Source organism: Paraburkholderia sp. RAU2J (assembly GCF_003634845.1).
Lineage (GTDB): Bacteria > Pseudomonadota > Gammaproteobacteria > Burkholderiales > Burkholderiaceae > Paraburkholderia > Paraburkholderia fynbosensis.
Genome location: NZ_RBXG01000001.1, coordinates 583,731 through 609,749 on the forward strand (window position 1 = coordinate 583,731; position 26,019 = coordinate 609,749).

Genomic DNA, 26,019 nt, shown 5'->3' on the forward strand with positions numbered 1-26,019 from the left:
TTTTCCATGCCGACCACCACCTTCCTGAGCGCCACCGAAGCCGCCGCCGCGCTCGGCATCAGCTTGCCTACGCTCTATGCGTACGTGAGCCGCGGCATGCTCAGTTCGTCGCCGGATGCGCAAGGCAAGAACCGGCTCTACGACGCCGCCGAGGTGCGCCGCCTCGCCCGTCGCAAGGCGGACGGCAAGCGCGCCGGCAAGGTCGCGCAGAAAGTGTTGGACTGGGGCGTGCCGGTGCTTGAATCGTCGATCACGCTGGTCGCCGACGGCCGCCTGCTGTATCGCGGCCACGATGCGATGGAACTGGCGCGCACTGCGTCGCTCGAGGACACGGCGGCCTTGCTGTGGGAATGCAGCGCGCGGCGCATCGCCGAGGCGCCCGCCGTGCCGCTCGCCGCCGCGCAGTGGGCCGCGTGGCTCAGGCTCTGGAGCGACAGCACGCCGCTCGATCGCGCGCTCGTGCTGCTGCCGGCCGCCGCTGCGCACATGCCACGCGTGTGGGCGCTCGGCCGCGATGCGCAACTTGATACCGCCTGCGCCGTCATGCGGCTGCTGGCCGCCGCGATGATCTCGGCAGCGCCGTCGAACGAGGCGCTGCACCGGCAACTCGCTCGCGCGTGGCAGGTGCGCAACCGGCAGCAGGCCGGGCTGCTACGCGCGGCGCTGGTGGCCTGCGCGGATCACGAACTGAACGCGTCGACCTTCACGGTCCGCTGCATCACGTCGACGGGAACGCACCTGTTCGGCGCCGTGGCGGGAGGACTCGCGGCCCTGGCCGGCCCGCGTCATGGCGGTGAGACGGTGCGGATCGCCGCGCTGCTCGAAGAAGCGTCGCGCGCGCCCGATCTCGATCGCTATCTGGCGAACCGCGTCACGCGCGACGAAGGCGGCACGCAGGGACCGGTGCTGTCGGGCTTCGGCCATCCGCTTTATCCGGATGGCGATCCGCGGGCACGGCTGTTGTTAGGCATGCTTGCCGACTGTGCGCCAGCGCGCTCGCCGCTCGGGGACGTGCTGCGGCTGGCACGCACGGTGCGCGACACGACCGGCGCCGAACCGACCGTCGACTTCGCGCTCGCCGCGATCGAGCGCGTGCTGGATCTGCCGGACGGCGCCGCGTTCACGCTATTCGCGGTGGGCCGGGTGGTCGGCTGGATCGCTCATGCGATGGAACAGACGCGCGATGGACGGTTGATCCGGCCGAGGGCGCGGTACATCGGCGAGTATGACGCGGCGGGCGTGGACTGAGGATCGAGGATCGGGTCGACCGACGCTCGCCAAGGCTTTCTCAGGCCACGCCAAGCCAGCGAGGCAAGCGGCCGAACACCGGCAAACTCAGCCCCGGCTTCGGCGCCACCTGGTCGGAGCCGCTCGCCAGTGAAAAGCGTGCGCCGCCCTGGCTCGCGCTGATCCACGCGAGCGCCCGGCGCGGCAGCTCGACCGACTCGCCCGCAGCGAGCCAGTGATCCTCGCTCCTGCCTTCGACGGTCAGCCAGATTTCGCCCGACAGCACCTTAAAAGTCGACGGCCGCGCGACACGCCAGGCCGCCACGGGTTCGCCCTGTTCCAATTCGAAAATCCGCACTTCACGCATCGCCGTTCTCCTTCAAAGAACTTTTCTGTTGTACCGATTATTGACGTGCGATGATCGGATACCCATGCACAGTTCCGAACACTTTCAGTGGAACTGTTCAGTCGAAAAACCGGACAGTTGGGCGACTGATGCATCGTGGATCAGGCGCTTGCACAGTTGGCCGCAGCAGGCACCGCGTCATCCGGAAGGAAGCAAGCGCATGAAACTCGAAATCCAGCTCGATCGCGATAACGGCGTGCCGCTCACCGAGCAGATCGTCGCGGGCGTCACCGCGTGGATCCGCTCGCGTACCGCGCATCCCGGCTCCAAGCTGCCGTCGATCCGCCAGTTCGCCGCCGACTTCGGCGTGAGCCGCTTTCCGGTGATCGAGGCGTATGACCGGCTGGTGTCGCTCGGCTATGTCGAGTCGCGCCATGGTTCCGGCTTTTATGTCGCCGACCGTCAGCCGCTCGCGACGCGTTGTCAGGGTGCCTCGGACCCGCGCCGCGCCGAAGACGAATCGGGACATTTACTGCAGCAGTTCAACCATCCCGGCGAAACGCTGAAGCTCGGCAGCGGCTTCATCCCGGAAAGCTGGCGTGACACGGACAGCCTCGCGCAAGCGATCCGCCACGTGTCGCGCACCGATCGGCAGAGCATGGTCGATTACGCGACGCCGCTCGGCAACCTGACTTTGCGCGAGCATCTGCAAAGCCGGATCGGACAGTTGGGGATTCAGGCGGACGCGTCGCAGATTTTGATCACCAACGGCGCGAGCCAGGCGCTGGATCTGCTGATGCGTTACCTGCTCAAGCCCGGCGATACGATCTTTGTCGAAGACCCCGGCTACTACAACCTGTACGGCTTGCTGAAGCTGCACGGCGTGAAGCTGATCGGTATTCCGCGCACGCGCAACGGTCCTGACCTCGACGTCATGCAGGAGCAGCTCAAGACACACCGGCCGAGGCTGCTGTTCATCAATACCGTGTTCCACAACCCGACCGGCACCACGGTCGCGCCGCAAGTGGCCTTCCGGCTGCTGCAGCTGGCACGCGAGCATGCCTTCTCGATCATCGAGGACGACATCTACGCCGACTTCCAGACCGAGCTCACCGACCGCCTCGCCACCCTCGATCAACTCGAACATGTGATCTACGTGGGGGGGCTGTCGAAGACACTATCGTCGTCGCTGCGGATCGGCTGCGTGGTGGCGAGCCACGCGATCATCAAGGATCTGGTCGACATCAAGATGCTGACGAGCATTGGTTGCTCGCGCTTTGCGGAAGCGGTCGCGGTGTCGCTGCTGGAGCGCGGCGCGTACCGGAAATATCTGGAACGCATGCGTCGCCGCATGCGTGACGCGCTTGGTTCGACGATCCAGACACTCGAAGACGCGGGCTGGGAGATTTTCGAAAAGCCGGTGGGCGGCAAGTTCGTGTGGGCGCGCGTGCCGCATGTCGCCGATGCCGAACGGCTGGTGGCATGCGGTGCGCCGCTTGGGGTGACGGTGGTGCCGGGCAGCTACTTCCGGCCGAATATGGAGACGAGTCCGTGGATCAGGATTCACGTGGCGTTTGGTAATGAGCCGCGGGCGCAGGCGTTTTTTCATGCGGCGGCGGCGCTGGAGGGGGGCTGAGCATCCCGCTCTTACCGCGTCCCGAGGCCAGCTCCTAACGCCTCTCGCCCATCACGCCCAATCCTCCTTAGGCTGCGCCGCACTCCGCTTTTCCCTAGAATAGCGAGTCCCAGCCCGTCCTGCGCGCCCAGCCGCCCTCCATGTCCACGACGCCGACTCCGCCCGCCTCCGCTGTCAACGCCCCCTCGGGACCTTCGGCCCGCTCCCTCACCGTGATGCTGTGGCTCGTCGCCACCGGCTTCTTCATGCAGACGCTCGACGCGACCATCGTCAACACCGCGCTCCCCGCGATGGCGACGAGCCTCGGCGAGTTGCCGCTGCGCATGCAATCGGTGGTGATCGCCTATTCGTTGACGATGGCGGTGATGATCCCGGTGTCCGGCTGGCTCGCCGACAAACTCGGCACGCGGCGCGTGTTCTTCAGCGCGATCCTCGTGTTCGCGGTCGGCTCGCTGCTGTGCGCGAACGCGCACACGCTGAATCAGCTGGTGTTCTTCCGCGTCATGCAGGGCGTGGGCGGCGCGATGCTGCTGCCGGTCGGACGGCTCGCCGTGCTGCGTACCTTTCCGGCGGAACGTTATTTGGCGGCGCTCTCGTTCGTCGCGATTCCTGGCCTGATCGGACCGCTGATCGGTCCTACGCTCGGCGGCTGGCTCGTGAAAATCGCCTCGTGGCACTGGATCTTTCTGATCAACGTACCGGTGGGGATCGTGGGCTGCATCGCCACGTTCATCTTCATGCCGGATAGTCGTAACGAACACACCGGCAAGTTCGACATAAAAGGCTACCTGCTGCTGATCGTCGGCATGGTGGCAATTTCCTTCGCGCTCGACGGTCGCACCGAGTTCGGCATTCAGCACGCAACGGTGCTGGTGCTGCTGATCCTGAGCCTCGCCTGTTTCGTCGCCTACGCGTTGCATGCAGTGCGCGAACCCGCGCCGATCTTCCCGCTCGACCTCTTCAAGATCCACACGTTCAGCGTCGGCCTGCTCGGCAATCTGTTCGCCCGGATCGGCAGCGGTTCGATGCCCTACCTGATCCCTCTGCTGTTGCAGGTGAGCCTCGGCTACAGCGCATTCGAAGCCGGCCTGATGATGCTGCCGGTGGCCGCCGCCGGCATGGCGTCCAAACGCCTCGTAATGAAGCTGATCGTCCAGTACAGCTATCGGCGCGTGTTGATCGTCAACACGGTGCTGGTCGGCCTGGCCATGGCGAGTTTCGCACTGACCAGCGCGAATCAGCCGCTGTGGCTGCGGCTCGTGCAACTGGCGGTGTTCGGCGCCGTCAACTCGATACAGTTCACCGCGATGAACACGCTGACGCTCAAGGACCTGGGCACCGGCGGTGCGAGCAGCGGCAACAGCCTGTTTTCGCTCGTTCAGATGCTGTCGATGAGTCTCGGCGTGACCGTTGCCGGCGCGCTGCTCGCGACCTTCACCGGCCTGTTGAAGCGGGTGACCGCGATCAACTCGCTGCCCGCGTTTCATGCGACGTTCCTGTGTGTCGGCATCATCACCGCCTGCTCGTCGTGGATCTTCGCGCAACTCTCGCCGGACATCCGCACGCCGGCGAAAAAGACCGATCCGTCAGAGCGGACCTGACATGCATCGCGCCCGTCGCCGACCCGCAACGGGGCGCAACCCGCACCAGCGAAGTGCGACGCGACGCGTTCGCACCCGCGCTGGCGCACAATCGTCGTATCAGAGCGCGGCTGCGACACGCACAGGCTGCGTTTCCGCATGCGCATAGTTCTTGCTCGCCTATCCTGTAAACTCTCGTTTTGCGCGCGCATTCGTAACGAGCCGCAGCGCGCCGCCCACTCCATACGACCGACATGATGAGCATGATCGAACTCGATCCTCCCGGCTTCCAGCCGCCGCGCCCGATGGCCGGCGACGAAGGCTCCCGGCGCACCGTCCTGTATGGCGGCTACACCGTCTTCAGCGTCTTTCAGCCGGTTTTCTCGGTGTCGCACCGGCGCGCGATCGGCTACCATGCGTCGCTGCGGGCACACGACGAACATGCGCAACAAGTGCCCTCCCACGAGGTTTTCACGCAGGCCGCGCGGCGCGGCGACCTGCTGGAGCTCGGCCGGTTGGCCGAATCGCTGCATCTCGGCAACTTCAACGCGTTCGACAGCCACGATGAGTGGCTCTTCCTGAGCCTGCACCCGGCCGCGCTGATGGACACCAGCTATGGCGATGCGCTGCTGGCGGGCCTCAAGGCGCTCGGCCTGCCGCCGCAACGTGTGGTGCTCGAAGTGTCCGAGCAGGCAGGCGGGGAAACCACGCGCTTCGCCGAAATCATCGACTCGTTGCGCAAATCCGGTTTCCTGATCGCGCTCGACGGCTTCGGCGCGAAACATTCGAACATAGACCGCGTGTGGAATCTGCGTCCGGACATCGTCACACTCGACCGCTGCATCCTCGCGCAGGCCAGCGAGCACTCGCATATTGAACGCGTGCTGCCGGGCCTCGTTTCGCTGCTGCACGAGTCCGGGCAACTGGTGCTGATGGGCGGCCTGAGCACCGAGCGCGACGCGCTGATCGCGCTCGAATGCAACGTGGACTTCGTGCAAGGCACGTTCTTCGCGGGCCCAAGCGTCGAGCCGGTCAAGCCGCAAGCCGCGGCCGGACTGATGGACTCGCTTTCGGCCGCGTTGCGCGAGCGGGTCACCGCACGCCAGCGCGCACAATCTGCGCGCCTCGCACCCTACGTCACGGCGCTGGAGACAGCCGCCGCACAACTGATGGCCGGTGAGTCGATCGCCCACGCCACCGCCCCATTGCTGTTGCTCGGAGAAACTGCACGCTGCTTCGTGCTCGACGGTTCGGGCCGGCAGATCGGCGACAACGTGCTGCCGCCCGGGCGCACGTCGCAACGCGCGAAGCGCTTCCGGCCGCTGTTGCATTCGCAAGGCGCTAGTTGGGAACGCCGGCCGTACTTTATCCAGGCGATGCGCGTGCCCGGCCAAGTGCATCTCACGCCGCCTTATCTGTCGATCAACGAAGCGCATCTGTGCGTCACCGCCTCGATCGCCGCGCATACGCCGCATGGCACACAGGTGTTATGCGTCGATATCAACTGGGAACTCGCGGCGCATCGCAACTGAAGGCGCCGGGTGCCGCCGGATGCGCGAGAGCAACTGCGCGACGGCGGCACGGCCCAGCACCCGGTTGGCAGCTTGCAAACGCGTGGCGCTGGTCACGATGCGCAGTGCGATGATCTTTGTCGAGCCATCCGCCACGCCATTTGTCCACACGTCGAGCACGCCGACGACGTCGCCTTCGAAGAACAGGGCGACACACATGTTCCCTTCGATCGACACCACCTCGGCATTGCTCGCCTGCTGCGCGAGCGACGTGACCGTGTCCACCCACTCTGCCGCTGCCGGCTCGCGTGCGCATGCAGGCGCACACACGGGCGCGTCGCTGACGACGTCAGGTGTGTCGCTGAAGAGCCGCAGCAACCCGGTCCGATCCTGCGCCTCCAGCGCCGTACGCAAACGCTCGACGATGCGCGCATGCGCGACAGGGTCGGTCCGCTCCAACGGCGCACCCGCGCGCTGCAAACGCGCCTTGGCCCGGTGGACGATCTGCCGGCAACTCGCCGGTGTGCGCTCGAGAATTTTTGCAATCTCCGCGTAGTCGCAATCGAAGGCTTCGTGCAACACGAACGCCGCGCGTTCGTCGGGCTTCAGGCGTTCGAGCAGCAGCATCACGCCGTAGGACATTTCCGCCGCCCGCAACGCGAGTTCTTCCGCCGACGGCGCCATCTCGTCGAGCCACGGTTCCGGCAGCCAGCCCGCAGCCTGCGAACGTTCGCGTTGCAGGTGCCGCAGACGGTCGATCGCCGTGCGCGTGGCGATCGTGGTGAGCCAGGCGGCCGGCGTTTGCACCGCGCGCGTATCTGCCAGCTGCCATTTGAGCCAGACGTCCTGCACCACGTCTTCCGCTTCGGCACGGCTGCCGAGCATCCGGTACGCCAGCGCGAGCAGGCGGGCGCGCACGGCCTCGAAACTGGATGCCTTATTGATTCCTTGTTCCGTCATACGTAGACCTCCGGATCGTGCGTGGTGAAAAATGCGCGCCTTGCCTGCCTGCGGGACTGTCGAGGCGCTCGCCATAGTCTGCATTCTTTTCAGCTTGACGTCCGAGCCCATGCCGATGTGACAGCGCGGCGCAAAAATATTCCTGTCACGCGGCCACGGGCTGCCTCGTCAAATGAGCAACAACCGGCGCGTGGCGCGCGCGGTTTGTGCACCGGCCGCAATCGGCATCCATCGGCTATTCGTGCCGCACCGTCAATTACAGGACACCTATGCACTCGACCCATCCATCCGTCACCGGTCTCGGCCTCGTTCCCACTGTGATCGAACAGTCGGGGCGCGGCGAGCGTGCCTACGACATTTACTCCCGTTTGCTGCGCGAGCGCATCGTGTTTCTGGTCGGGCCGGTCAACGAACAATCAGCCAGTCTGATTGTCGCCCAGTTGCTGTTTCTGGAATCCGAAAATCCCGACAAGGATATTTCCTTTTATATCAACTCGCCGGGCGGCTCGGTGTACGACGGCCTCGCGATCTACGACACCATGCAGTTCATCAAGCCCGAGGTGTCGACGTTGTGTACCGGCTTTGCCGCGAGTATGGGAACGTTCCTGCTCAGCGCCGGCCAGCGTGGCAAGCGGTATGCGTTGCCGAACGCGCGCATTATGATTCACCAGCCCTCCGGCGGCAGCCAGGGCACGGCGGCGGACGTCGAGATTCAGGCGAGGGAAGTGCTGTATCTGCGAGCGCGCCTGAACGCGATCACGGCCGAGCGCACGGGCCGCAGCCTCGAGGAAATCGTGCGCGACACGGACCGCGACAATTTCATGTCGGCGCATGAAGCGAAGGGGTATGGCTTGATCGACGGCGTGCTGGAAACGCGCGCAGGGCTGGGCGAAATGCTACGGCGGCATGACATGTAGTGACGCCAACCCGTGGCCCTTCGGCTTTCAACCAACACTTCGAGAGTCAAAACTTGTGTTCGGCGTCCTCTCGCATTTCCGCCATGGTGGGGGTGCCTCCGTTCGGAGCCGGCCCGAGCGCGCAATGCACGCCTCTTCCAATTCATACAACCAAACTCAATGCGCCATTCAGACGCTTTCCGCTCAACTCGGTCGAGCACCACGCGCTCTCCTCGTTACGGAAACAGGGCGTGGCGTCCGCCCTGATCACTCGTGCGCCCTCATTTTTACTGTCCCGGTCGGTGCGGCGAGACCACAAAAGCTGCTCACCTTCGCTGGAATCGCTATCATGGTCGCGATCCGTCGAATTCGACGATCGCTTCAATGGAGATATACATGGCGTCATCCAACGAAAACGTCAGCATGGCGCTATTCTGCGACTTCGAAAACGTCGCACTCGGCGTGCGCGACGCAAAGTACGACAAGTTCGATATCAAGCTGGTACTCGAACGTCTGCTGCTCAAGGGCAGCATTGTCGTCAAGAAGGCGTATTGCGACTGGGATCGCTACAAGAGTTTCAAAGGCGCGATGCACGAGGCCAATTTCGAGTTGATCGAGATTCCGCACGTGCGCCAATCGGGCAAGAATTCCGCGGATATCCGGCTCGTGGTCGACGCGCTCGATCTCTGCTATACGAAATCGCACGTCAATACGTTCGTCATCATCAGTGGCGATTCGGATTTTTCGCCACTGGTGTCGAAGCTGCGCGAGAACGCCAAGCAGGTGATCGGCGTTGGCGTACAGCAATCCACGTCCGACCTGCTGATCGCTAACTGCGACGAGTTCTTCTTTTACGACGACCTCGTGCGCGAAAGTCAGCGTGCGGTCGCGAAGCGCGAGTCGGCTCGCCCGCAGCAAAACGCTCAGCAGACGGCCAAACGCGCGCCCGATGAAGATAAGAGCCGGCAGAAGGAAGATCTGGAAAAACGCCGTACCAAGGCAGTCGAGATCGCGGTGCAAACCTTCGATGCGCTCGCGTCCGAACGCGGCGACAGCGGCAAGATCTGGGCATCCGTATTGAAGAACGCAATCAAGCGCCGAAAACCGGATTTCAACGAGACCTACTACGGTTTTCGTGCGTTCGGCAATCTGCTGGAAGAAGCGCACGCGCGTGGACTGCTCGAGTTTGGCCGCGATGAAAAGTCCGGGGCGTACGTGTATCGCAGCACGGCGGCGGGTGCGGCCGGCGAAAGCGTGCATGAGCCTGGCGAATCAGAATCGGCCGAACAGTTGTACGAGGCGCAGGTTGCTGAAACGTCGGTCACCGCTATCGAGCCAGCGGGCAAGCACGAGTCGCGTCGCAGGGGCCGCGGCAATCGCAAGTCGGCACCTGGTCAGCACGAGGCCGCTCAGGAAGAGCGAGCCCCCGTTGAGCAAGCAGGTCACGCGCAAGCGTGGGAGGACGAGCCACAGGCACGCGAGCCAGTGCAGCATCAGGCGCCGTTGGCCAGTGCACCGCATGTCGAACGGCTGGAAGCCGCTTTGGTGGAACCGCCGAGCAACGCTGCTGCGCCGAATGCGATCGGTGGCAATGAAGACGCCCCGGAAACAGACGGCAATCAGGCGGAGCGTCGCAAGACGCGCGCGCCGCGCAAGACCGCCGCGAAGAAAGCGAAGAAAAGCACGCCGCGAACGATCGATGACGTGCCCGAGATCGCTGCGCCAGCTGAAGCGCCGACACCGGTTGTCGACACCGAGCAAGCTCCTGTAGCCGCCAGGAAGGCAGCGCGCAAGGCCGCGCCGCGTAGCCGTCGTCCGCGTAAGACAGCGGCGACGAGCGACACGGAGTAAGCGGCCTGCATTGCGTGAATCGCGCAGATTGGGCTCGGGGCGGACTATCGCAATGCGCATGCAACGGAATATCCTGCGTATTGAGCACAAAGCCCCTGCTCATAATGAGCAGGGGCTTTGCAACGGCAAGCCACTGTGTGCCTGTCGCGCCAAGAACCGCAGATATGTCCTCAGTCACACGAAATTCGACGTCCATTGCCAAAGCGGAAAACGACAACAAGCGCCAATTTTTCTGGAACCGCCATCGTCCCATTCCGTTACGGCGCCAGCTCCAATCACACCTCACCCTTATCGCAGCACCACATACACCGTACCGCGCGCGATCATCGGACGTGATGAGCTTGTTGCCAGCACCCCACTGGTTGCGCGTGCCCGCCTGATTGCTGTTGTACAACTCGCGCGAGCGGTTGCCGCCGTCGTACATGTGCAAAGCACCGGTCGTGCCATTCTCCGCCGCCGGCACGATTACATTGCTCGCCCCTTTGGCCGACATGGCCGGCGTCGCGCCGGGATTAAGGAAATGTGGTCGGGCTTCGCAACGCAAATATCCTGACGAGCCACGCACACACTCGCTGTCCCATACTCGGACCAAAGATCCGGCTTGCGGTCTCTGCCTATTCGCCTCGTCGTCGCTCGGTGCGCGAGCGCTCGGCGCGTCGAGTGCTCGAAAGCGTATCGCGTCTTTCCAGCAGAAATCGCGAAATCCTCGGAGCGGTGGCCGAGGTCACCGTTGAAGACAGCCGGTGTCAACGGCTGAAGGTGCCGTCGAACCGCCGTCAATAACAACCGGCACAACGAGTTCAGTAGTACGGATAAGGTGCATACATAACCGGCGGCGGCGCGACGTACCCCGGCGGAGGCGCATAGTAAGGCTGCGGCGCGACATACACCGGCTGCGGCGCGGCGTAATAAGGTCGAGGCTGCGCGATCGTGTCACCCTTCGAGGTCATGCACTGCGCGTACGCGGCGTCATAGTGCGCCTGCAAGCCGGCTGCGGAATACTGCGCGCTGTTGGCGCCGTTCGCGCCGCCGATCAGCAGTCCGCTGCCCGCGCCAATCGCTGCGCCCGCGCCTGCATTGCCGGCCGCCGCGCCGAACAGCGCGCCGATCGCCGCACCGCCGAACGTGCCCAGCGCCGCGCTGTTCACGCTGTTCGTGGTGGCCGCCTGCGCCCCCGCGGACGAGTTCGTGGAACGATTCGCGTAGTCACGGCACGCATAGTCGTTCTGCTGGAACTGCTCGAGCGATTCACCGCTGTGCGGCAGCGCGACAATGCTCGGGCCGCTCGGCGGCACCACCGCGCACCCGCCGAGTGCGAGTGCAACAACGGCGGCGGGTATCGCCATACTTATCGATTTAGTGCTGAACATCATGCAGTGCGTTTCGAAATGGAATTCAAACGTTAAGCCAATCGGCGCAATCCATGGTTACCGGATAGTTACAGAAAGTTATTCGCCGAGCCGTGCGCCGTGGCCAATGAATCGAGAGCGTGTCTCGCATCGCGCACGGCGTCGCCAGCGTTAAATCGGATAACGCTTGTAAGCGCGCCGCCGATCAAATTTCGCATCGCACCGCCTAGACTCGTTTGCACGCGACTGCACACACCACCCGCCGCAAGACTCGGTCCCGGCGACGCGCGGGGCTCGACTATACGCGTAGTCGCAGCGCGGGGCTATCGCTGCGTGCCCACAAAAGGAAGGATGACTCAATGAACCGTCTGGCTTTGGCTGTGGGGATGGCTTGCGCCGCGTGTGCATCGTCCGTCTTCGGGCAGTCGGATTCGAGCCTGTCCGCCGATGCGACCCAGCAGCCGGTCACGACATTGACGAGCTCGGCCGTCGCGCAGAATTTCCAGTACATGAACCATCCGCCGACACATTCCGCGCCCGCGAGGTCGGTGGCGACGTCCGGTGGCGGTCGCGGCCATCGGCATCGACAGATGTCGAGCAATCCGGATGGCGGCGGTGGAGCATCGACACAGCCTTGATCCGTCTACCCGCGCGGTCTGGCGAGGCCGGAAAGACGCATGTGAGCACGTCGTTGACGCGCTGCATCGTTACTAACTGTGACAAAACCGCGTTTTCAGCGCGGCCTTGGAAGTCGTAATCGCGCTGGTCAATTAACGACCGCCGAAGTCAGTCAAATTACCGCGCCGACATCGACGCGCCTTTGATCGAGCACGCCCCGCCCCATCACTCCAAGGCCCGAGAAAAAGAAAAGCCCTCACACCGGAGGGCTTTCACTTTTGCAACAGTTGCCAACGCTATGACGTTATCGAATTCACATCGCCCCAACCCGATCAGGCGACACGATCCTTACCGTCACGCGGCAGCCAGCAATCTCACGCGAAGTTCTTCGACGCGAATTCCCAGTTGACGATGTTCCAGTACGCTTCGACGAACTTCGGACGCGCATTGCGGTAGTCGATGTAGTACGCGTGTTCCCACACGTCGATCGTCAGCAGTGCCTTGGCATCCGTGGTCAGCGGCGTAGCGGCGTTGCTTGTCGACACGAGGTCGAGCGAACCGTCGGCCTTCTTCACGAGCCATGCCCAGCCCGAGCCGAACGTGCCGACTGCGGTCTTCGCGAATTCTTCCTTGAACTTGTCGAACGAACCCCACTTGGCGTTGATCGCGTCAGCCAGCGCACCGGTCGGTGCACCGCCACCTTGCGGCGAGAGGCTGTTCCAGAAGAACGTGTGGTTCCACACTTGAGCCGAGTTGTTGAACACGCCGCCCGACGACTTCTTGACGATCTCTTCCAGCGACAGGTTTTCGAACTCCGTGCCCTTGATCAGATTGTTCAGGTTGGTCACATAGGTCTGGTGATGCTTGCCGTAGTGAAACTCGAGCGTCTCTTCCGACATGTGCGGAGCGAGTGCGTTTTTCGCGAACGGCAGCGGCGGGAGCGTATGTTCCATGGTGCTTTCCTTCTGTCTGGATCTGTTGTGGGGGAGTCTGCGGATAACGCTTATGAGCACTCGATTGTAGGCGAGTTGGAATAACCCCGCAAACCAACGGACTTTACGCCCGGCAGCGGAAAACAGACCGCGCGCACAGCGTAATCAGTGCGAATGCATGGCGCGTGCCCGGCTCATCCGCACGCTGCAAGGATGGCTGTCGCGAGTGTCGGCGAAGTGTCAGAAACCGTCGGTGAGACGTGCTTGCACGTCGGCCAGTGCGATGTCGGCCGAGCCTTCGGCGAGATGGACAGTCAGCCGCCGCCCCGGTCGCAACGACGACGGCGCGCGCACCGCACGCCCGCTCTGCGCGTCGATCATTGCGGCATAACCGCGCTCCAGCGTGCGCTGCGGACTCAGCACTTCGAGCCGTGCGGCTAGCGTGTCGATCCGCGCAACCTGACGCTCATGCTGGCGCAACACGGCCGCGTCCAGACGTTGCGAAAGATTGCCGAGCTTCGTCCGATGCGCGGCGAGATCCGGACGCCAACGCTGCCAGCGCATCTGCAGCAGCGAAAAACGCGCTCGCGCGTCACGCAGCGGACGCGCGCCCGCCGACGCAAGCCGCACACTCAGTTGCTGCAGATGCGTGCGTTGCCGCGTGAGCCGCTCAACTGGCGACACGAGACGGCGAGCGAGCCAGTCGAGTTGCTGCGCACGCCGCTCCATCATGCGGCCGAAGCCTCGCGCGAGCGTCGCGTGCCGATGATCGAGTTCGCGCAGCAGCAGCACGCGCTGCGGGCTGACGAGTTCGGCCGCGCCGGTCGGCGTCGGCGCGCGCACGTCGGCAGCGAAATCGGCGATCGTGAAATCGGTTTCGTGACCGACGCCGCTCACCACGGGAATTGCGCTTTCCGCGATCGCACGCGCCAGCACTTCTTCGTTGAAGGCCCACAGGTCTTCGATCGAGCCGCCACCGCGGCACACGATCAGCACGTCGACTTCGCGCCGCGCGCCGGCCGCCTCGACCATCGCGGCGAGCTTGCCGCTGACGCCCACGCCCTGCACCGGCGCGGGATAAACGATCACCGGAATGTGCGGCGCACGGCGCGCCAGCGTAGTCAGCACGTCACGCAGCGCCGCAGCCTGCAACGACGTCACGATGCCGATCGCCCGCGGGTGGGTCGGCAACGCGCGCTTGCGCTCGGCGGCAAAGAGCCCCTCCGCTTCGAGCTGCGCCTTCAGCCGGAGAAACGCTTCATAGAGCCGCCCCTGACCGGTGCGGCGCACCGCTTCCACGTTCAGTTGCAGTTCGCCGCGCGGCTCGTACATCGTGACGAGCGCGCGCACTTCGATGCGGTCGCCTTCGCGCGGCGTGAACTCGGCGTATTGAGCCCGTCCCCGGAACATCACGCAACGCATTTGCGCCTGCGCGTCCTTGATCGAGAAATACCAGTGGCCACTCGCGGCGCGGGTGAAGTTGGACACTTCGCCGGCCACCCAGACGAGCGGAAACGAACGTTCGAGCATCGTGCCGATCGCCCGGTTGAGCGCGGAAACGGGAACGACGACTTCACCGCCGGGCGCCGCCGACGAAGAAAAGGGACTTTCGGGATTCATGCGAGGGAATATTCGTGACTGGCCGGACAGACAATAGACCGACTGGCTATCGGCGTCCAGCGTAGGCGCTGAACTGTTAAAAGTGTCCACATGGCGGGAGTTGCCAGACAGATCCCGCCAGATCTCCCACCGGCGCGCATGGATTTCAGGCATACCGTTGATTTATATGGCGTTTATAACTGGGTAACAGCGACACTCTCCGATGCGCGCGGCTCACGACGGCCCTTGCCGGCGGTTCGACGGCAGGTTCTCCACAAAGTTATCCACAGGCCGTGGAGAGCGCGCTCAGCCGCAACTCACCGCCGCACATGCGCCGCGCGACTTGCCGGGCGGGGCGCGCACGCGCTAGAGTGGTGGGTTCGGCGGCATGCCGAACGCCGCGCAAAGGACGCCGATGTGGCCACCGCGCGAGTGCGGCGGACAGTGCCGCTGCTTCATTTTTCGCCTCTTTCGACTGTCCGGAGAACCGCGTTGATGCAGATCCCGCGTATTGCGGCTGGCACCTCCACGCCGCCGCGCCGCCCCCACCCGGCGAACGGCGCACTGCTCGTCCGCGCGACTCGTCCATGAGCGAACTCGGCGATCGTCTCGAAGCCCGTTTCGCCCGCGAGTGGCAACAGCGCGGCCCTTTCGCGTGGGCGCTGACACCGCTCGCGTGCCTGTTCGGCGCGATTGCCGGCGCACGGCGCGCCGCCTTCTCGCTGGGCTGGTTGAAATCCGTGCGCGTCGGCGTGCCGGTGGTGGTGGTCGGCAACGTGACCGTCGGCGGTACCGGCAAGACGCCGACCGTGATCGCGCTGGTCGAAGCCTTACGCGCCGCGGGCTTCAGTCCCGGCGTGGTGTCGCGCGGGTACGGTGCGCGCGTCCGGACGCCGACGCCGGTCACGCCCGCATCGGCGGCAGCGGTCGGCGGCGACGAGCCGTTGCTGATCGCGCGCCGCACCGGCGCGCCGGTGTGGGTCTGTCCGGACCGGGTGGCCGCCGCGCAGGCGTTGCGCGCCGCACATGGCGACGTCGACGTGATCGTAAGCGACGACGGCCTGCAACATTACCGCCTCGCACGCGACGCCGAGCTGGTCGTATTCGACCACCGGCTCGGCGGCAACGGCTTCCTGCTGCCGGCCGGCCCGCTGCGCGAGCCGTTGTCGCGCCGCCGCGATGCAACGCTCGTCAACGACCCCTACGCGCGCACACTTCCGCCCTGGCCGAACACGTTCGCGCTGCAACTCGCCCCCGTCGACGCGTGGCATCTGGAGAACCCCGCACTGCGCCGTCCGCTAGCGCAATTCAGCGGCGAGCGCGTGCTGGCTGCGGCCGGCATCGGCGCGCCGGAGCGTTTTTTCGCGACGCTGCGCGCCGCCGGTCTCGCGCCCACCACGCGCGCGCTGCCCGATCACTACGCGTTCGAACGCAATCCTTTTACGGACGTCGACGCCGATGCGATCCTGATAACCGAAAAGGATGCGGTAAAATTAGGGTCCTGGCACGATGCGCGCATCTGGGTTGTCCCGGTCGAAGCCGCGCTCGATCATCGCCTCATTGCATTAGTTGTGGAGAAAGTTCGTGGACGCTCGCCTGCTTGAAATTCTCGTCTGCCCGATCTGCAAGGGCCCGCTCAGCTACGACCGTGGCGCGCAGGAGCTGATCTGCAACGCCGACAAGCTCGCGTACCCGATCCGCGACGGCATTCCCGTGATGCTCGTCGACGAAGCGCGGCAGACCGTGGAAGGCACGCCGGTCGATCTGAATCCGGGCTCAGTCGCCTGAGTTCAGGTTTGCCTGCACGGGGCGGCCACGCGTCGGCACGCCCGGGGCCGTCTTTCCCGTTTGCGCACGCGCTGCCTGCGCGGGCGCTTCCTCCCGCTTTATCGCTGCTAGTCTTGCCGCTCGCCTTCCCGATGACCCAAGCCCACACCGCCACTGCCCCGTTCATTGCCGTCGTACCGGCCCGGCTCGCTTCGACGCGTCTGCCCAACAAGCCACTCGCCGATATCGGCGGCAAGCCGATGGTGGTGCGGGTCGCCGAACGCGCGCGCGAGTCGGGCGCGCAGCAGGTGCTGGTCGCGTCCGACGCGCAGGCCGTGCTCGACGCGGCACGTGATCACGGCTTCGAAGCCGTGTTGACGCGCGCCGACCATCCGTCGGGCACCGACCGTCTCGCGGAAGTCGCGACGCACTTCGGCTGGAGCGACGACACGATCGTCGTCAACGTGCAAGGCGATGAACCGCTGATCGACCCAGCGTTGGTGTGCGGCGTCGCGTCGCACCTCGCGGCGAACAGCGGTTGTGCGATCGCCACCGCCGCGCATCCGATCACCGACCCCGCTGAAATCTTCAATCCGAACGTCGTCAAGGTCGTGCTCGACGCGCACGGCGTCGCGCTGTACTTCTCGCGCGCGCCGATTCCGTGGGCCCGCGACGCGTATCAGCCGCACTGGCCCAAGGTCGCGTCGATGCCCGTCCCGCCTGCGCCCGCGGTGGTTCACCGGCATATCGGGCTGTATGCGTATCGCGCGCAATTCCTGCGCACGTACCCGAGTCTTGCGATCTCGCCAATCGAACAGGTTGAAGCGCTCGAACAGCTTCGCGCGATGTGGCATGGCGAGCGCATCGCGGTGCTCGTCACGCCGGACGTGCCGCTGCCCGGCGTCGATACACCCGCGGATCTCGCGCGCGTACAGGCTTTATTCGGGTCTTGAGCACAAAAACCCATGGCATAATCGGACGCTTATACGCGCCTCCCATCCCCAGCGAAAGCAGCGAAACTCAGGGTTTGCCCGGTCGCACCGTTGCCCTCTTGCAGCGCCGTCGTGTTTCGACGTGCAGCGCGAGACCTGCAACGGCAGCCGATGCGGGTCCTTCGACGAATCGTGGGATGGCTGCAGCGGCAATCGAAGAATTCACATAGATCTGGAGATATCACATGCGTTTGATCCTTTTGGGTGCACCCGGTGCGGGCAAGGGCACTCAGGCGAACTTCATCAAGGAAAAATTCGGCATTCCGCAAATTTCCACCGGTGACATGCTGCGCGCGGCCGTCAAGGCAGGCACGCCGCTGGGCCTCGAAGCCAAGCGCTTCATGGATGCCGGCGAGCTGGTCACGGACGAACTCATCATCAACCTGGTGAAGGAACGTCTGCAACAGCCGGACTGCGCGAACGGCTATCTGTTCGACGGTTTCCCGCGCACCATTCCGCAAGCGGAAGCGATGAAGCAGGCCGGCGTCGCGATCGACTACGTGCTGGAAATCGACGTGCCGTTCGACGAGATCATCGTGCGTATGAGCGGCCGCCGCTCGCACGCCGCTTCCGGCCGTACGTATCACGTCAAGTTCAATCCGCCGAAAGTCGAAGGCGTGGACGACGTGACCGGCGAACCGCTGATCCAGCGCGACGACGACAAGGAAGAAACGGTCAAGAAGCGTCTGGAGGTGTACGAGGCGCAGACCAAGCCGCTGATCGAGTACTACAACAGCTGGGCGAAGAACGGCGATGCATCGACCGCATTGAAGGCGCCGCAGTACCGCCGCATTTCTGGCCTCGGCAGCGTCGATGAGATTCGTACTCGCGTATTCGACGCGTTGAAGTAAGCTCGCTGCCGATCGCTTCTGTTTTGACGAAAAACCCGCCCCTGCCGGCGGGTTTTTAATTGGGCCAACGGCTCGGGCGGGCCGCCCCTTCCATTCCCTGCTGATCACACCCATCCAGATTAGTTAGACATCCATAGCGGTTTGCCTGCTTGCGCCGCGCTTTCCGCGTTGCACCATAGCCGCTACAATCGATCATCGAAAAAATATTCGATCGAGAGACGACTGGACAACCGTAGCAAAGGAGTAGACATGGAGATTCGTGACAATGCGTTCCTGATCACCGGCGGTGCATCGGGCCTGGGCGCCGCCACCGCGCGCCTGCTCGTCGAGAACGGCGGCAAGGTGGTGCTCGCCGACCTGAATCAGGATGCCGGCGAGGCGCTCGCCAAGGAACTCGGCGGCGTGTTCGTCAAATGCGACGTGAGCCGCGAAGACGACGCGATCCAGGCCGTCGAAGCCGCGACGAAGCTCGGCACGCTGCGCGGTCTCGTCAACTGCGCGGGCGTAGCACCGGCCGTCAAAACGGTCGGCAAGGACGGCCCGCATCCGCTCGACTCGTTCGCGCGCACCATCTCGATCAATCTGATCGGCACCTTCAACATGATCCGCCTCGCCGCCGCGGCAATGTCGAAGAACGAGCCGAATGCGAGTGGCGAACGCGGCGTCATCATCAACACCGCATCCGTGGCCGCGTACGACGGCCAGATCGGCCAGGCGGCCTATGCGGCGTCGAAAGGCGGCGTGGTCAGCATGACGTTGCCGATCGCACGCGACCTGTCGCGCAACGCGATCCGCGTGATGACGATCGCACCGGGCATCTTCGAAACGCCAATGCTGCTTGGCATGCCGCAGGAAGTGCAGGACGCGCTCGGCGCGATGGTCCCGTTCCCGCCGCGCCTCGGCAAGCCGGCCGAATACGCGATGCTGGCCAAACAGATCTTCGACAATCCAATGCTCAACGGCGAAGTGATTCGTCTGGACGGCGCCATCCGCATGCAGCCGAAGTAACGATGCGCCCACCTGCCGCCTGATGCGGCATGCCCGAAAAAAACGCCTGCACATGAATCATGTGCAGGCGTTCTGTTTTAAAGCGGCGCACAGGAAAGCCCCGGGCGCTATTCGCGATCGTCGTGCTGGGTACGTTGGCGTAACTCATGCAACTGGGACTCGACCACCGTCGCGTCCTCAGCATCCGGCCGGTCGCCCAGATAGCTTTCGAGGTCTTCGAGCGCGGGGCGCAGGTAATCGAGCCGCGCGTACGCGAAGCCGCGATCGCGCACCTCTTCGATGTTGTCCGGCAGCAGGATCACGAGACGCTGCTGCACCGCCAACAGGCGCTGCCAGCGCTCAGTTTGAAGGTAGGTGGACTTCAGATTGCGCAGCATCCGCGCGATGATCTCGCGGCGCGTCGCCGGCTGCAGCAGCATGCGCAGCGCCCGGCTCACCGACTCGCCCGCCGACGCCACATACGGCTCGAGCATCTCGACCATCTGCGTTTCGGTCAGCGACTGGCCGGTGGTCGGATCGAGCATCTGTTCGCCATCGGGCGTCGTCACGCGCAGCAGGAAGTGCCCCGGAAAGGCCACGCCGCGCGCCGGGATGCCGATCTGCTCGGCCATCTCCAGATACAGCACCGCGAGCGAAATCGGAATGCCGCGGCGGCGCTTGAGCACCGCGTTCAGATAGCTGTTGTCGGGATCGTAATAATCGTTGAGGTTGGCGGCAAAGCCGAGCTCCCGGAAGAAGAACCGGTTCAGAATGCCGAGCTTTTGTTTGATGTCGGCGTCGGCCGGCATGCGGCGCTGCAGGCGCACCACCAGTTCGTCGATCTCGGCCAGCGTGGCTTGCAGATCGAGATCGGGGTAAGCGTCCTGCGCGAGGGAGAGCGCCGCCTCGGTCAGTGGGAGACTGTCGTCTTCGGCGACGAGCGTGCTGAAATAGTCGAGAACCCGCGTCATCGTGATCACTTCACTCGCCTTTTGAAATACGCGTACTTGAAGCCCATCAGCCAAAGCATACCGAAATATAGCGCGGCGAACAGCACGAGGCACGCGCCCAACAGCACCATCCGGTCGACCGGCCGGTCATGCATGGCGATCCAGTCGAAGTTGATCGCCAGCCAGCGCATCGTGCCGGCCAGCACCAGACAGGCGCCGAACAACTGTACGAAAAATTTGAGCCAGCCACCTGAGGGCATATAAATGCCGCGCTTGCGCAGACCGACAAACAGCAGCAACGCATTGACGCAAGCGCCGAGCCCGACGCTCAGCGTAAGGCCTGCATGCGAGAAAAGCGGCACGAACACGTAGTTGCTCAACTGCGTGGCGATCAGCACGCCGACGCCGATCTTGACCGGCGTCTTGATGTCCTGCTTCGCGTAGAAGCCGGGCGCGAGAATCTTGATCAGGATCAGACCGATCAGGCCGACGCCATAGGCGGCCAGCGCGCGGCTCACCATCACGACCGAGTGGCCGTCGAACTTGCCGTAGTTGAACAGGACGGCGGTCAGCGGCTGCGCGAAGAAGAACAGCGCGACCGCGCTCGGCGCGGCCAGCAGGAACGTAACGCGCAAACCCCAGTCGAGCAGCGACGAATATTCATGGGCGTCGGCATCGACGTGCGCCTTCGAGAGGCTCGGCAGCAGGATCGTGCCCAGCGCGACGCCGAGCAGCGCGGTCGGAAATTCCATCAGCCGATCGGCGTAGTTGATCCACGACACCGCGCCCGGCCCAATGCGCGACGCGATATTCGTATTGATGATGAGGCTGATCTGCGCGACCGACACGGCGAACATCGCCGGCACCATCTTCGACAGCACCCGCTTCACGCCGCGATGCGCGAGCGCGCGCAACGGATTGAGGCTGATGCGCGGCACCATGTCGATCTTTTTCAGCCCCGGCAGTTGTACGATGAACTGCAGGATGCCGCCGGCGATCACCGCCCACGCGAGCGCATAGACCGGCGTTTGCAGACGCGGCGCGACGAACACCGCCGCGACGATGAATGCCACGTTCAGCAACACCGGCGCGAATGCGGGCAGCGAGAAGTTCTTGTACGTATTCAGTACGCTCGACGCCAGCGAGGTCAGCGAGATGAAAATGATGTACGGAAACATGATGCGCGTCATCGTGACCGCGAGCGCGTACGCCTGGCCCTCGTGCGCGAGGCCCGAAGCGACGACGTACACCACGCCCGACGCGCCCGCCACGCCGATCAGCGACAGCACCGCCAGCGCCCATGCGAGCACGGTCGAGGTGGCGTCGACGAGCGCTTTGGTGGCGTCGTGGCCCTGCTGGTTCTTGAACTCGGCGAGAATCGGCACGAAGGCCTGCGAGAACGCGCCTTCGGCGGAAATGCGGCGCAGCAGATTGGGGATACGGAAGGCGACGTAGAACGCGTCAGTGTATTGACTGGCGCCGAACGCGCGAGCGATCAGCGTTTCGCGGGCCAGTCCGGTCACGCGCGACAGCAGCGTGAAGCCGCTGACCGTCAGCAGGGCTCGGATTAGATTCATGGGGCGCTTATTATACGGGTGCCGCAAGTGCGGACGACGAGCCGGAACGCGATTCGGACCGATTTGCTACGCAGACGTTCGATCCGATCGGCTGATCGGCGCATTTTTTTGCGGCGCGTCGGGCCGTGCCGTGCGTCACGAAACGTGCGCCGGAAGGCGCGTTCCGGACTCGCGTCGCCCCGGCCGCGCCACTTTCGCCACCCCATGCCCGCCGAAGGACGCGAGCCTTCCCGCGACAGGCCCACGCGGCGCGCTCACGCGTTCCCGTTGCCACGTGCCTGATTTTGTTGCTATAATCTCTGGTTTCGAAGCTCGCTCAGTTTTCGGACGCGCTCCGGGACAACGGCTAGGCCGGCTCCGCGCCGCCTGGCTACGTCCTCGAATCGCCGGAAATACAGGCCCGCCTTCGCGTAGTTCGATCGATTTTTTCGACACTTTTTGCGCTCTTGGGCAATCGCTTCCAAGAGTTCGGATCTAAAAGCAGCACCTCACCACTTGAAGGTCAGGTACTGGAAACAGGAACAGGATAAGGAACCGTCATGGCTAACTCCGCACAAGCACGCAAGCGCGCCCGCCAGGCCGCCAAGGCAAACTCGCACAACTCGGCACTGCGCTCGAAGTTCCGCACGGCTATCAAGGCTGTTCGCAAGGCGATCGACGCCGGCGACAAGGCCAAGGCCGCTGAAATCTTCCAGGCATCGTCGAAGACCATCGACATCATCGCCGACAAGAACATCGTTCACAAGAACAAGGCTGCTCGCCATAAGAGCCGTCTCGCTGCAGCCATCAAGGGCCTGCAAGCGTCCGCAGCGCAGTAATTCCGGTCAGCCCGCTTCGGTGGGCTACCTCCTGTTTCCGCTGCACAGAAAGGCCCGCCTCGGCGGGCTTTTTTGCTTGAAACAGACCGATTCGCACAGTGCCGCAACGGTTTAGCGCGGCGCGCTCGTGATTGACGGACCGGCCTGCCGCCCCGGCATCACGCACAAAAAACCCCGCTAATGCGGGTTTTTTTGCTTTTGCAGATCCGGCGCGGCCTGCGTTATATAGCATGCCTTTTGGCTTGCGGCACAGCAGCGTGCTCGAGTTGCAACTCACACGCCTCGGTCACGACGAGGTCGTTGTCTTTTGCGAAGTTGAGCACGAAATCGAAGGCCATCGGTTCGATGTCGCGCAGGCGCGAATCGAGAATCACGCATTTGAGATCGCCGATCATGGTCGGCCGCACGTACAGCGAGTACTGCATATAGGCGTTCGGCCCCTTCTTCGCTCCCGGCCCAAAACATGCCATTACACCGGCGAGCCGCTCCGACCAGTCGCTCGGCCGGAATCGCTTTCCGGTCGACGTAATGCCCTGAATGAAAAATTCGGTTGGAGCTGCTTCGGCCATGTAGGAATACCTGTGTAACTGCCCAGCGTGATGACGGCAAAGCCGACGGCACGCGCCGGCTTCGAATGCCTGAATTCGCGGCTGTACGCCGCGATGGCGAGCCGCGCCACCAGAAACCGCCACGGGCCGCCGGGGCAGCCTCGTCGCTTGTCATGACGGCGCACCGCGAGCAGGCTTTCCGAACCGCGCGAGCCGTGTCCCGCAGGCCGGATTCCGACCTGCCGGGCTTTGGGAGAACCGCCAAATTATAGCGCAGCGGACCTTTTTCCGCAGCGCACACAAGCCTCGTCCGACAGAGGTGCGACGCTTTCAGACAGCTTTCTTGGCCCTTTGGCCGACTCGTCAAACGGGGCGAAATCCTTTATGCTGCATTGGGTTACCACAAACGACGGCGGCGCCGTCCGGCAATCCTGCCGGGTGAGTCCGCCGTATTTGTTTCATGACCGCCAAGAAAATTCGCCACTACCTGCAGTTCAAGGATTTCTCGCTGGAAGACTACGAGTACGTGCTGGAACGCGCGCGCATTCTGAAACGCAAATTCAAGAACTACGAGACCTACCACCCGCTGCACGATCGCACGCTGGCCATGATCTTCGAAAAAAATTCGACACGCACCCGCCTGTCGTTCGAAGCCGGCATCTTCCAACTGGGCGGTCACGCCGTCTTCATGAGCACGCGCGACACGCAGCTCGGCCGCGGCGAGCCGATCGAAGACGCTGCGCAAGTGATTTCGCGCATGGTCGACATCATCATGATCCGCACGTTCGGCCAGGACATCATCCAGCGCTTTGCGGAAAATTCCCGCGTGCCGGTGATCAACGGCTTGACCAACGAATACCACCCCTGCCAGGTGCTGGCCGACATCTTCACGTACTTCGAGCATCGCGGCCCGATTCGCGGCAAGACGGTTGCGTGGGTCGGCGACGCCAACAACATGCTGTACACGTGGATCGAAGCCGCGCAGATTCTCGGCTTCAAGCTGCGGCTATCCACGCCGCCGGGCTACAAGCTCGACCGCGCGATGGTCGCCGCCGAAAGCGCGCCGTTCTACGAAGAATTCGACGACCCGAACGAAGCCTGCGCGGGCGCCGATCTCGTCACCACCGATGTCTGGACCAGCATGGGCTTCGAAGCCGAAAACGAAGCACGCAAGAAAGCCTTCGCGGACTGGTGCGTCGACGCCGAAATGATGGCGCGCGCCAACCCGGACGCGCTCTTCATGCACTGCCTGCCCGCCCACCGCGGCGAGGAAGTCAGCGCGGAAGTGATCGACGGCCCGCAAAGTGTCGTGTGGGACGAGGCGGAAAATCGCCTGCACGTGCAAAAGGCATTGCTGGAATATCTGCTGCTCGGCAAGCTGAATCACTGAGCGAGCTTTTTCACTCCCTGCAGCACCCGCGTGAAATCTGCGTAAAGCGCGACGGGGCCTTGACTACGAGGCAAGGCGTCCACGTCGGCGCTGCGCATCGGGCCGGCGTCCACGGTTGTAACGCGACCCGGCTGCATCAGCGCACTGCTCCAAAAACGCGGGCGTCCGGCGGTTTAGTGTCAAAATAGTGGTTTTCCGCGCTCCGGAACCGCCGGCGCGCCTTGTTTTCCCGCTTTTTCCAGCTACGAGTTCACCATGAGCGATATCAAGAAAGTCGTGCTCGCCTATTCGGGCGGCCTCGACACCTCCGTCATCCTGAAGTGGTTGCAGGACAATTACGACGCCGAAGTCGTCACGTTCACGGCCGACATCGGCCAGGGCGAAGAGCTGGAGCCGGCGCGCAAGAAGGCCCTGCAGCTCGGCATCAAGCAGGAAAACATTTTCATCGAAGACCTGCGCGAAGAATTCGTGCGCGACTTCGTGTTCCCGATGTTCCGCGCCAACACGATCTATGAAGGCGAGTACCTGCTGGGCACGTCGATCGCACGTCCGCTGATCGCCAAGCGTCAGATCGAAATCGCCCGCGCCACCGGCGCGCAGGCGGTGTCGCACGGCGCCACTGGCAAGGGTAACGACCAGGTTCGCTTCGAACTCGGTTACTACGCGCTGGAACCAGGGATCAAGGTCATCGCACCGTGGCGTGAATGGGACCTGTTGTCGCGCGAAAAGCTCCTCGCGTACGCGGAAAAAGCCGGCATTCCGATCGAAATGAAGCACAAGCAAGGCGGCGCGCCGTATTCGATGGATGCGAACCTGCTGCACATCTCGTTCGAAGGCCGTCACCTGGAAGACCCGAAGGCGGAAGCCGAAGCCGATATGTGGCGCTGGACCGTGTCGCCGGAACAGGCGCCGGACGAGGCCGAATACCTCGACATCGAGTACGAGCACGGCGACCCGGTCGCGATCAACGGCAAACGTCTGTCGGCCGCGGAAATGCTGACCGAACTGAACCGCCTGGGCGGCAAGCACGGCATCGGCCGTCTGGATCTGGTGGAAAACCGTTACGTCGGCATGAAATCGCGCGGCTGCTATGAAACGCCGGGCGGCACGATCATGCTGAAAGCGCACCGCGGCATCGAGTCGATCACGCTCGACCGTGAAGTCGCTCACCTGAAAGACGACCTGATGGCCCGCTACGCATCGCTGATTTATAACGGCTACTGGTGGAGCCCGGAGCGCCGCGCGCTCCAGGTGCTGATCGACCACACGCAGGAAAAGGTGAACGGCTGGGTGCGTGTGAAGCTGTACAAGGGCAGCGTCTCGGTGGTCGCGCGCGATTCGAAGGAAACGCTGTTCGACAAGACCATCGCCACGTTTGACGACGACGGCGGCGCATACAACCAAGCGGACGCCGGCGGCTTCATCAAGCTGAATGCACTGCGTATGCGGATTGCGGAAAATGCGCGCCGTCAGCGTGACTGAGGGTGGGCGTTTCGGTGAAGGCTAATTTCGCGCGAGCGAAGTCAAGCGCTGAAGGCGCGGCCCGATCCAAACGCAGACGATAAAAAAAAGCGCCGGGAGAGAACTCCCGGCGCTTTTTTCATTTCAGCGTTCCGCCTAACCAGTCACAACGC

General features: G+C 63.8%; 23 protein-coding genes and 1 pseudogene. 15 read left to right on the forward strand and 9 right to left on the reverse strand.

All coding sequences use genetic code 11. The features are described from left to right. Nucleotides 1-6: 6 nt before the first annotated feature. A complete protein-coding gene (locus B0G69_RS02680; protein ID WP_121315536.1) occupies nt 7-1,248 on the forward strand; it encodes a citrate synthase family protein in 1,242 nt (413 codons plus the stop codon). Nucleotides 1,249-1,288: 40 nt separating this feature from the next. Here the strand turns inward: B0G69_RS02680 and B0G69_RS02685 are convergent, their stop codons facing one another. Further along, a complete protein-coding gene (locus tag B0G69_RS02685; RefSeq protein WP_121315537.1) occupies nt 1,289-1,594 on the reverse strand; it encodes a DUF2917 domain-containing protein in 306 nt (101 codons plus the stop codon). A gap of 199 nt (nt 1,595-1,793) precedes the next feature. On the opposite strand from B0G69_RS02685, the gene B0G69_RS02690 reads away from it, so the two are divergent. The 3 genes from B0G69_RS02690 to B0G69_RS02700 all read left to right on the forward strand — a co-directional run bounded on the left by B0G69_RS02690 (nt 1,794) and on the right by B0G69_RS02700 (nt 6,321). Next, nucleotides 1,794-3,209 (forward strand): PLP-dependent aminotransferase family protein, encoded by a 1,416-nt coding sequence (locus B0G69_RS02690; RefSeq protein ID WP_121315538.1) that lies wholly within the window; start codon nt 1,794-1,796, stop codon nt 3,207-3,209. A 140-nt stretch (nt 3,210-3,349) separates the two neighbouring features. Then, the gene (gene mdtD, locus B0G69_RS02695) at nt 3,350-4,810 is read left to right on the forward strand and encodes a multidrug transporter subunit MdtD (RefSeq protein WP_121315539.1); all 1,461 of its coding nucleotides are present in this window, start codon (nt 3,350-3,352) and stop codon (nt 4,808-4,810) included. A 236-nt stretch (nt 4,811-5,046) separates the two neighbouring features. Next, entirely contained in the window at nt 5,047-6,321 is a 1,275-nt protein-coding gene (locus tag B0G69_RS02700) for an EAL domain-containing protein (RefSeq protein WP_121319044.1), read from the forward strand. Here B0G69_RS02700 and B0G69_RS02705 read toward each other — a convergent pair. Continuing rightward, nucleotides 6,277-7,260: a sigma-70 family RNA polymerase sigma factor gene (locus B0G69_RS02705; protein WP_121315540.1), complete on the reverse strand. Its 984-nt coding sequence runs from the start codon at nt 7,258-7,260 to the stop codon at nt 6,277-6,279. The two genes, B0G69_RS02700 and B0G69_RS02705, sit on opposite strands and share 45 nt — an antisense overlap. 269 nt (nt 7,261-7,529) lie before the next feature. Between B0G69_RS02705 and clpP the strand changes: the two genes are divergently transcribed. Together clpP and B0G69_RS02715 are read left to right on the forward strand one after the other, a co-directional pair. After that, nucleotides 7,530-8,177, forward strand: coding sequence for an ATP-dependent Clp endopeptidase proteolytic subunit ClpP (clpP, locus tag B0G69_RS02710; RefSeq protein ID WP_121315541.1), 648 nt, complete (start codon nt 7,530-7,532; stop codon nt 8,175-8,177). 375 nt (nt 8,178-8,552) lie between these two features. Beyond that, a complete protein-coding gene (locus tag B0G69_RS02715; protein WP_121315542.1) occupies nt 8,553-10,007 on the forward strand; it encodes an NYN domain-containing protein in 1,455 nt (484 codons plus the stop codon). A gap of 288 nt (nt 10,008-10,295) precedes the next feature. Here the strand turns inward: B0G69_RS02715 and B0G69_RS41710 are convergent. Beyond that, a pseudogene (locus B0G69_RS41710) lies at nt 10,296-10,518 on the reverse strand (pyrrolo-quinoline quinone); the annotation flags it as partial. Nucleotides 10,519-10,807: 289 nt separating this feature from the next. Continuing rightward, entirely contained in the window at nt 10,808-11,380 is a 573-nt protein-coding gene (locus tag B0G69_RS02725) for a glycine zipper family protein (protein WP_121315543.1), read from the reverse strand. A gap of 335 nt (nt 11,381-11,715) precedes the next feature. On the opposite strand from B0G69_RS02725, the gene B0G69_RS02730 reads away from it, so the two are divergent. After that, nucleotides 11,716-11,994, forward strand: a complete 279-nt coding sequence (locus tag B0G69_RS02730) for a hypothetical protein (protein WP_147440692.1) — start codon at nt 11,716-11,718, stop codon at nt 11,992-11,994. A 354-nt stretch (nt 11,995-12,348) separates the two neighbouring features. On the opposite strand, the gene sodB is transcribed toward B0G69_RS02730, so the two are convergent. Together sodB and xseA are read right to left on the reverse strand one after the other, a co-directional pair. Beyond that, a complete protein-coding gene (gene sodB, locus B0G69_RS02735; RefSeq protein WP_042321432.1) occupies nt 12,349-12,927 on the reverse strand; it encodes a superoxide dismutase [Fe] in 579 nt (192 codons plus the stop codon). 219 nt (nt 12,928-13,146) lie between these two features. Then, nucleotides 13,147-14,526: an exodeoxyribonuclease VII large subunit gene (xseA, locus tag B0G69_RS02740; protein ID WP_121315545.1), complete on the reverse strand. Its 1,380-nt coding sequence runs from the start codon at nt 14,524-14,526 to the stop codon at nt 13,147-13,149. A gap of 566 nt (nt 14,527-15,092) precedes the next feature. Between xseA and lpxK the strand changes: the two genes are divergently transcribed. From lpxK to B0G69_RS02765, 5 genes are all read left to right on the forward strand, one after another. After that, the gene (gene lpxK / locus B0G69_RS02745; protein WP_121315546.1) at nt 15,093-16,109 is read left to right on the forward strand and encodes a tetraacyldisaccharide 4'-kinase; all 1,017 of its coding nucleotides are present in this window, start codon (nt 15,093-15,095) and stop codon (nt 16,107-16,109) included. Next, nucleotides 16,090-16,293: a Trm112 family protein gene (locus B0G69_RS02750; RefSeq protein WP_121315547.1), complete on the forward strand. Its 204-nt coding sequence runs from the start codon at nt 16,090-16,092 to the stop codon at nt 16,291-16,293. Before lpxK ends, B0G69_RS02750 begins: the two co-directional genes overlap by 20 nt. 131 nt (nt 16,294-16,424) lie before the next feature. Next, on the forward strand, nt 16,425-17,225 hold the full coding sequence (gene kdsB, locus B0G69_RS02755) for a 3-deoxy-manno-octulosonate cytidylyltransferase (RefSeq protein WP_121319046.1): 801 nt from the start codon (nt 16,425-16,427) through the stop codon (nt 17,223-17,225). A 224-nt stretch (nt 17,226-17,449) separates the two neighbouring features. Beyond that, nucleotides 17,450-18,115, forward strand: a complete 666-nt coding sequence (gene adk, locus B0G69_RS02760) for an adenylate kinase (RefSeq protein ID WP_121315548.1) — start codon at nt 17,450-17,452, stop codon at nt 18,113-18,115. Nucleotides 18,116-18,364: 249 nt separating this feature from the next. Next, nucleotides 18,365-19,123, forward strand: a complete 759-nt coding sequence (locus B0G69_RS02765) for a 3-hydroxyacyl-CoA dehydrogenase (protein ID WP_121315549.1) — start codon at nt 18,365-18,367, stop codon at nt 19,121-19,123. 107 nt (nt 19,124-19,230) lie between these two features. On the opposite strand, the gene B0G69_RS02770 is transcribed toward B0G69_RS02765, so the two are convergent. Both B0G69_RS02770 and murJ read right to left on the reverse strand, forming a co-directional pair. After that, a complete protein-coding gene (locus tag B0G69_RS02770) occupies nt 19,231-20,073 on the reverse strand; it encodes a SirB1 family protein (RefSeq protein WP_121319048.1) in 843 nt (280 codons plus the stop codon). 5 nt (nt 20,074-20,078) lie between these two features. Further along, entirely contained in the window at nt 20,079-21,629 is a 1,551-nt protein-coding gene (murJ, locus tag B0G69_RS02775) for a murein biosynthesis integral membrane protein MurJ (protein WP_121315550.1), read from the reverse strand. Nucleotides 21,630-22,168: 539 nt separating this feature from the next. Here murJ and rpsT point away from each other — a divergent pair. After that, nucleotides 22,169-22,447, forward strand: coding sequence for a 30S ribosomal protein S20 (rpsT, locus tag B0G69_RS02780; protein WP_012434165.1), 279 nt, complete (start codon nt 22,169-22,171; stop codon nt 22,445-22,447). A gap of 221 nt (nt 22,448-22,668) precedes the next feature. Here the strand turns inward: rpsT and B0G69_RS02785 are convergent, their stop codons facing one another. Beyond that, nucleotides 22,669-23,016 (reverse strand): DUF3579 domain-containing protein, encoded by a 348-nt coding sequence (locus B0G69_RS02785; RefSeq protein WP_121315551.1) that lies wholly within the window; start codon nt 23,014-23,016, stop codon nt 22,669-22,671. A 439-nt stretch (nt 23,017-23,455) separates the two neighbouring features. Between B0G69_RS02785 and argF the strand changes: the two genes are divergently transcribed. Both argF and B0G69_RS02795 read left to right on the forward strand, forming a co-directional pair. Beyond that, a complete protein-coding gene (gene argF, locus B0G69_RS02790) occupies nt 23,456-24,385 on the forward strand; it encodes an ornithine carbamoyltransferase (protein ID WP_121315552.1) in 930 nt (309 codons plus the stop codon). 255 nt (nt 24,386-24,640) lie between these two features. After that, entirely contained in the window at nt 24,641-25,867 is a 1,227-nt protein-coding gene (locus tag B0G69_RS02795; protein WP_121315553.1) for an argininosuccinate synthase, read from the forward strand. The last annotated feature ends 152 nt before the right edge of the window (nt 25,868-26,019 follow it).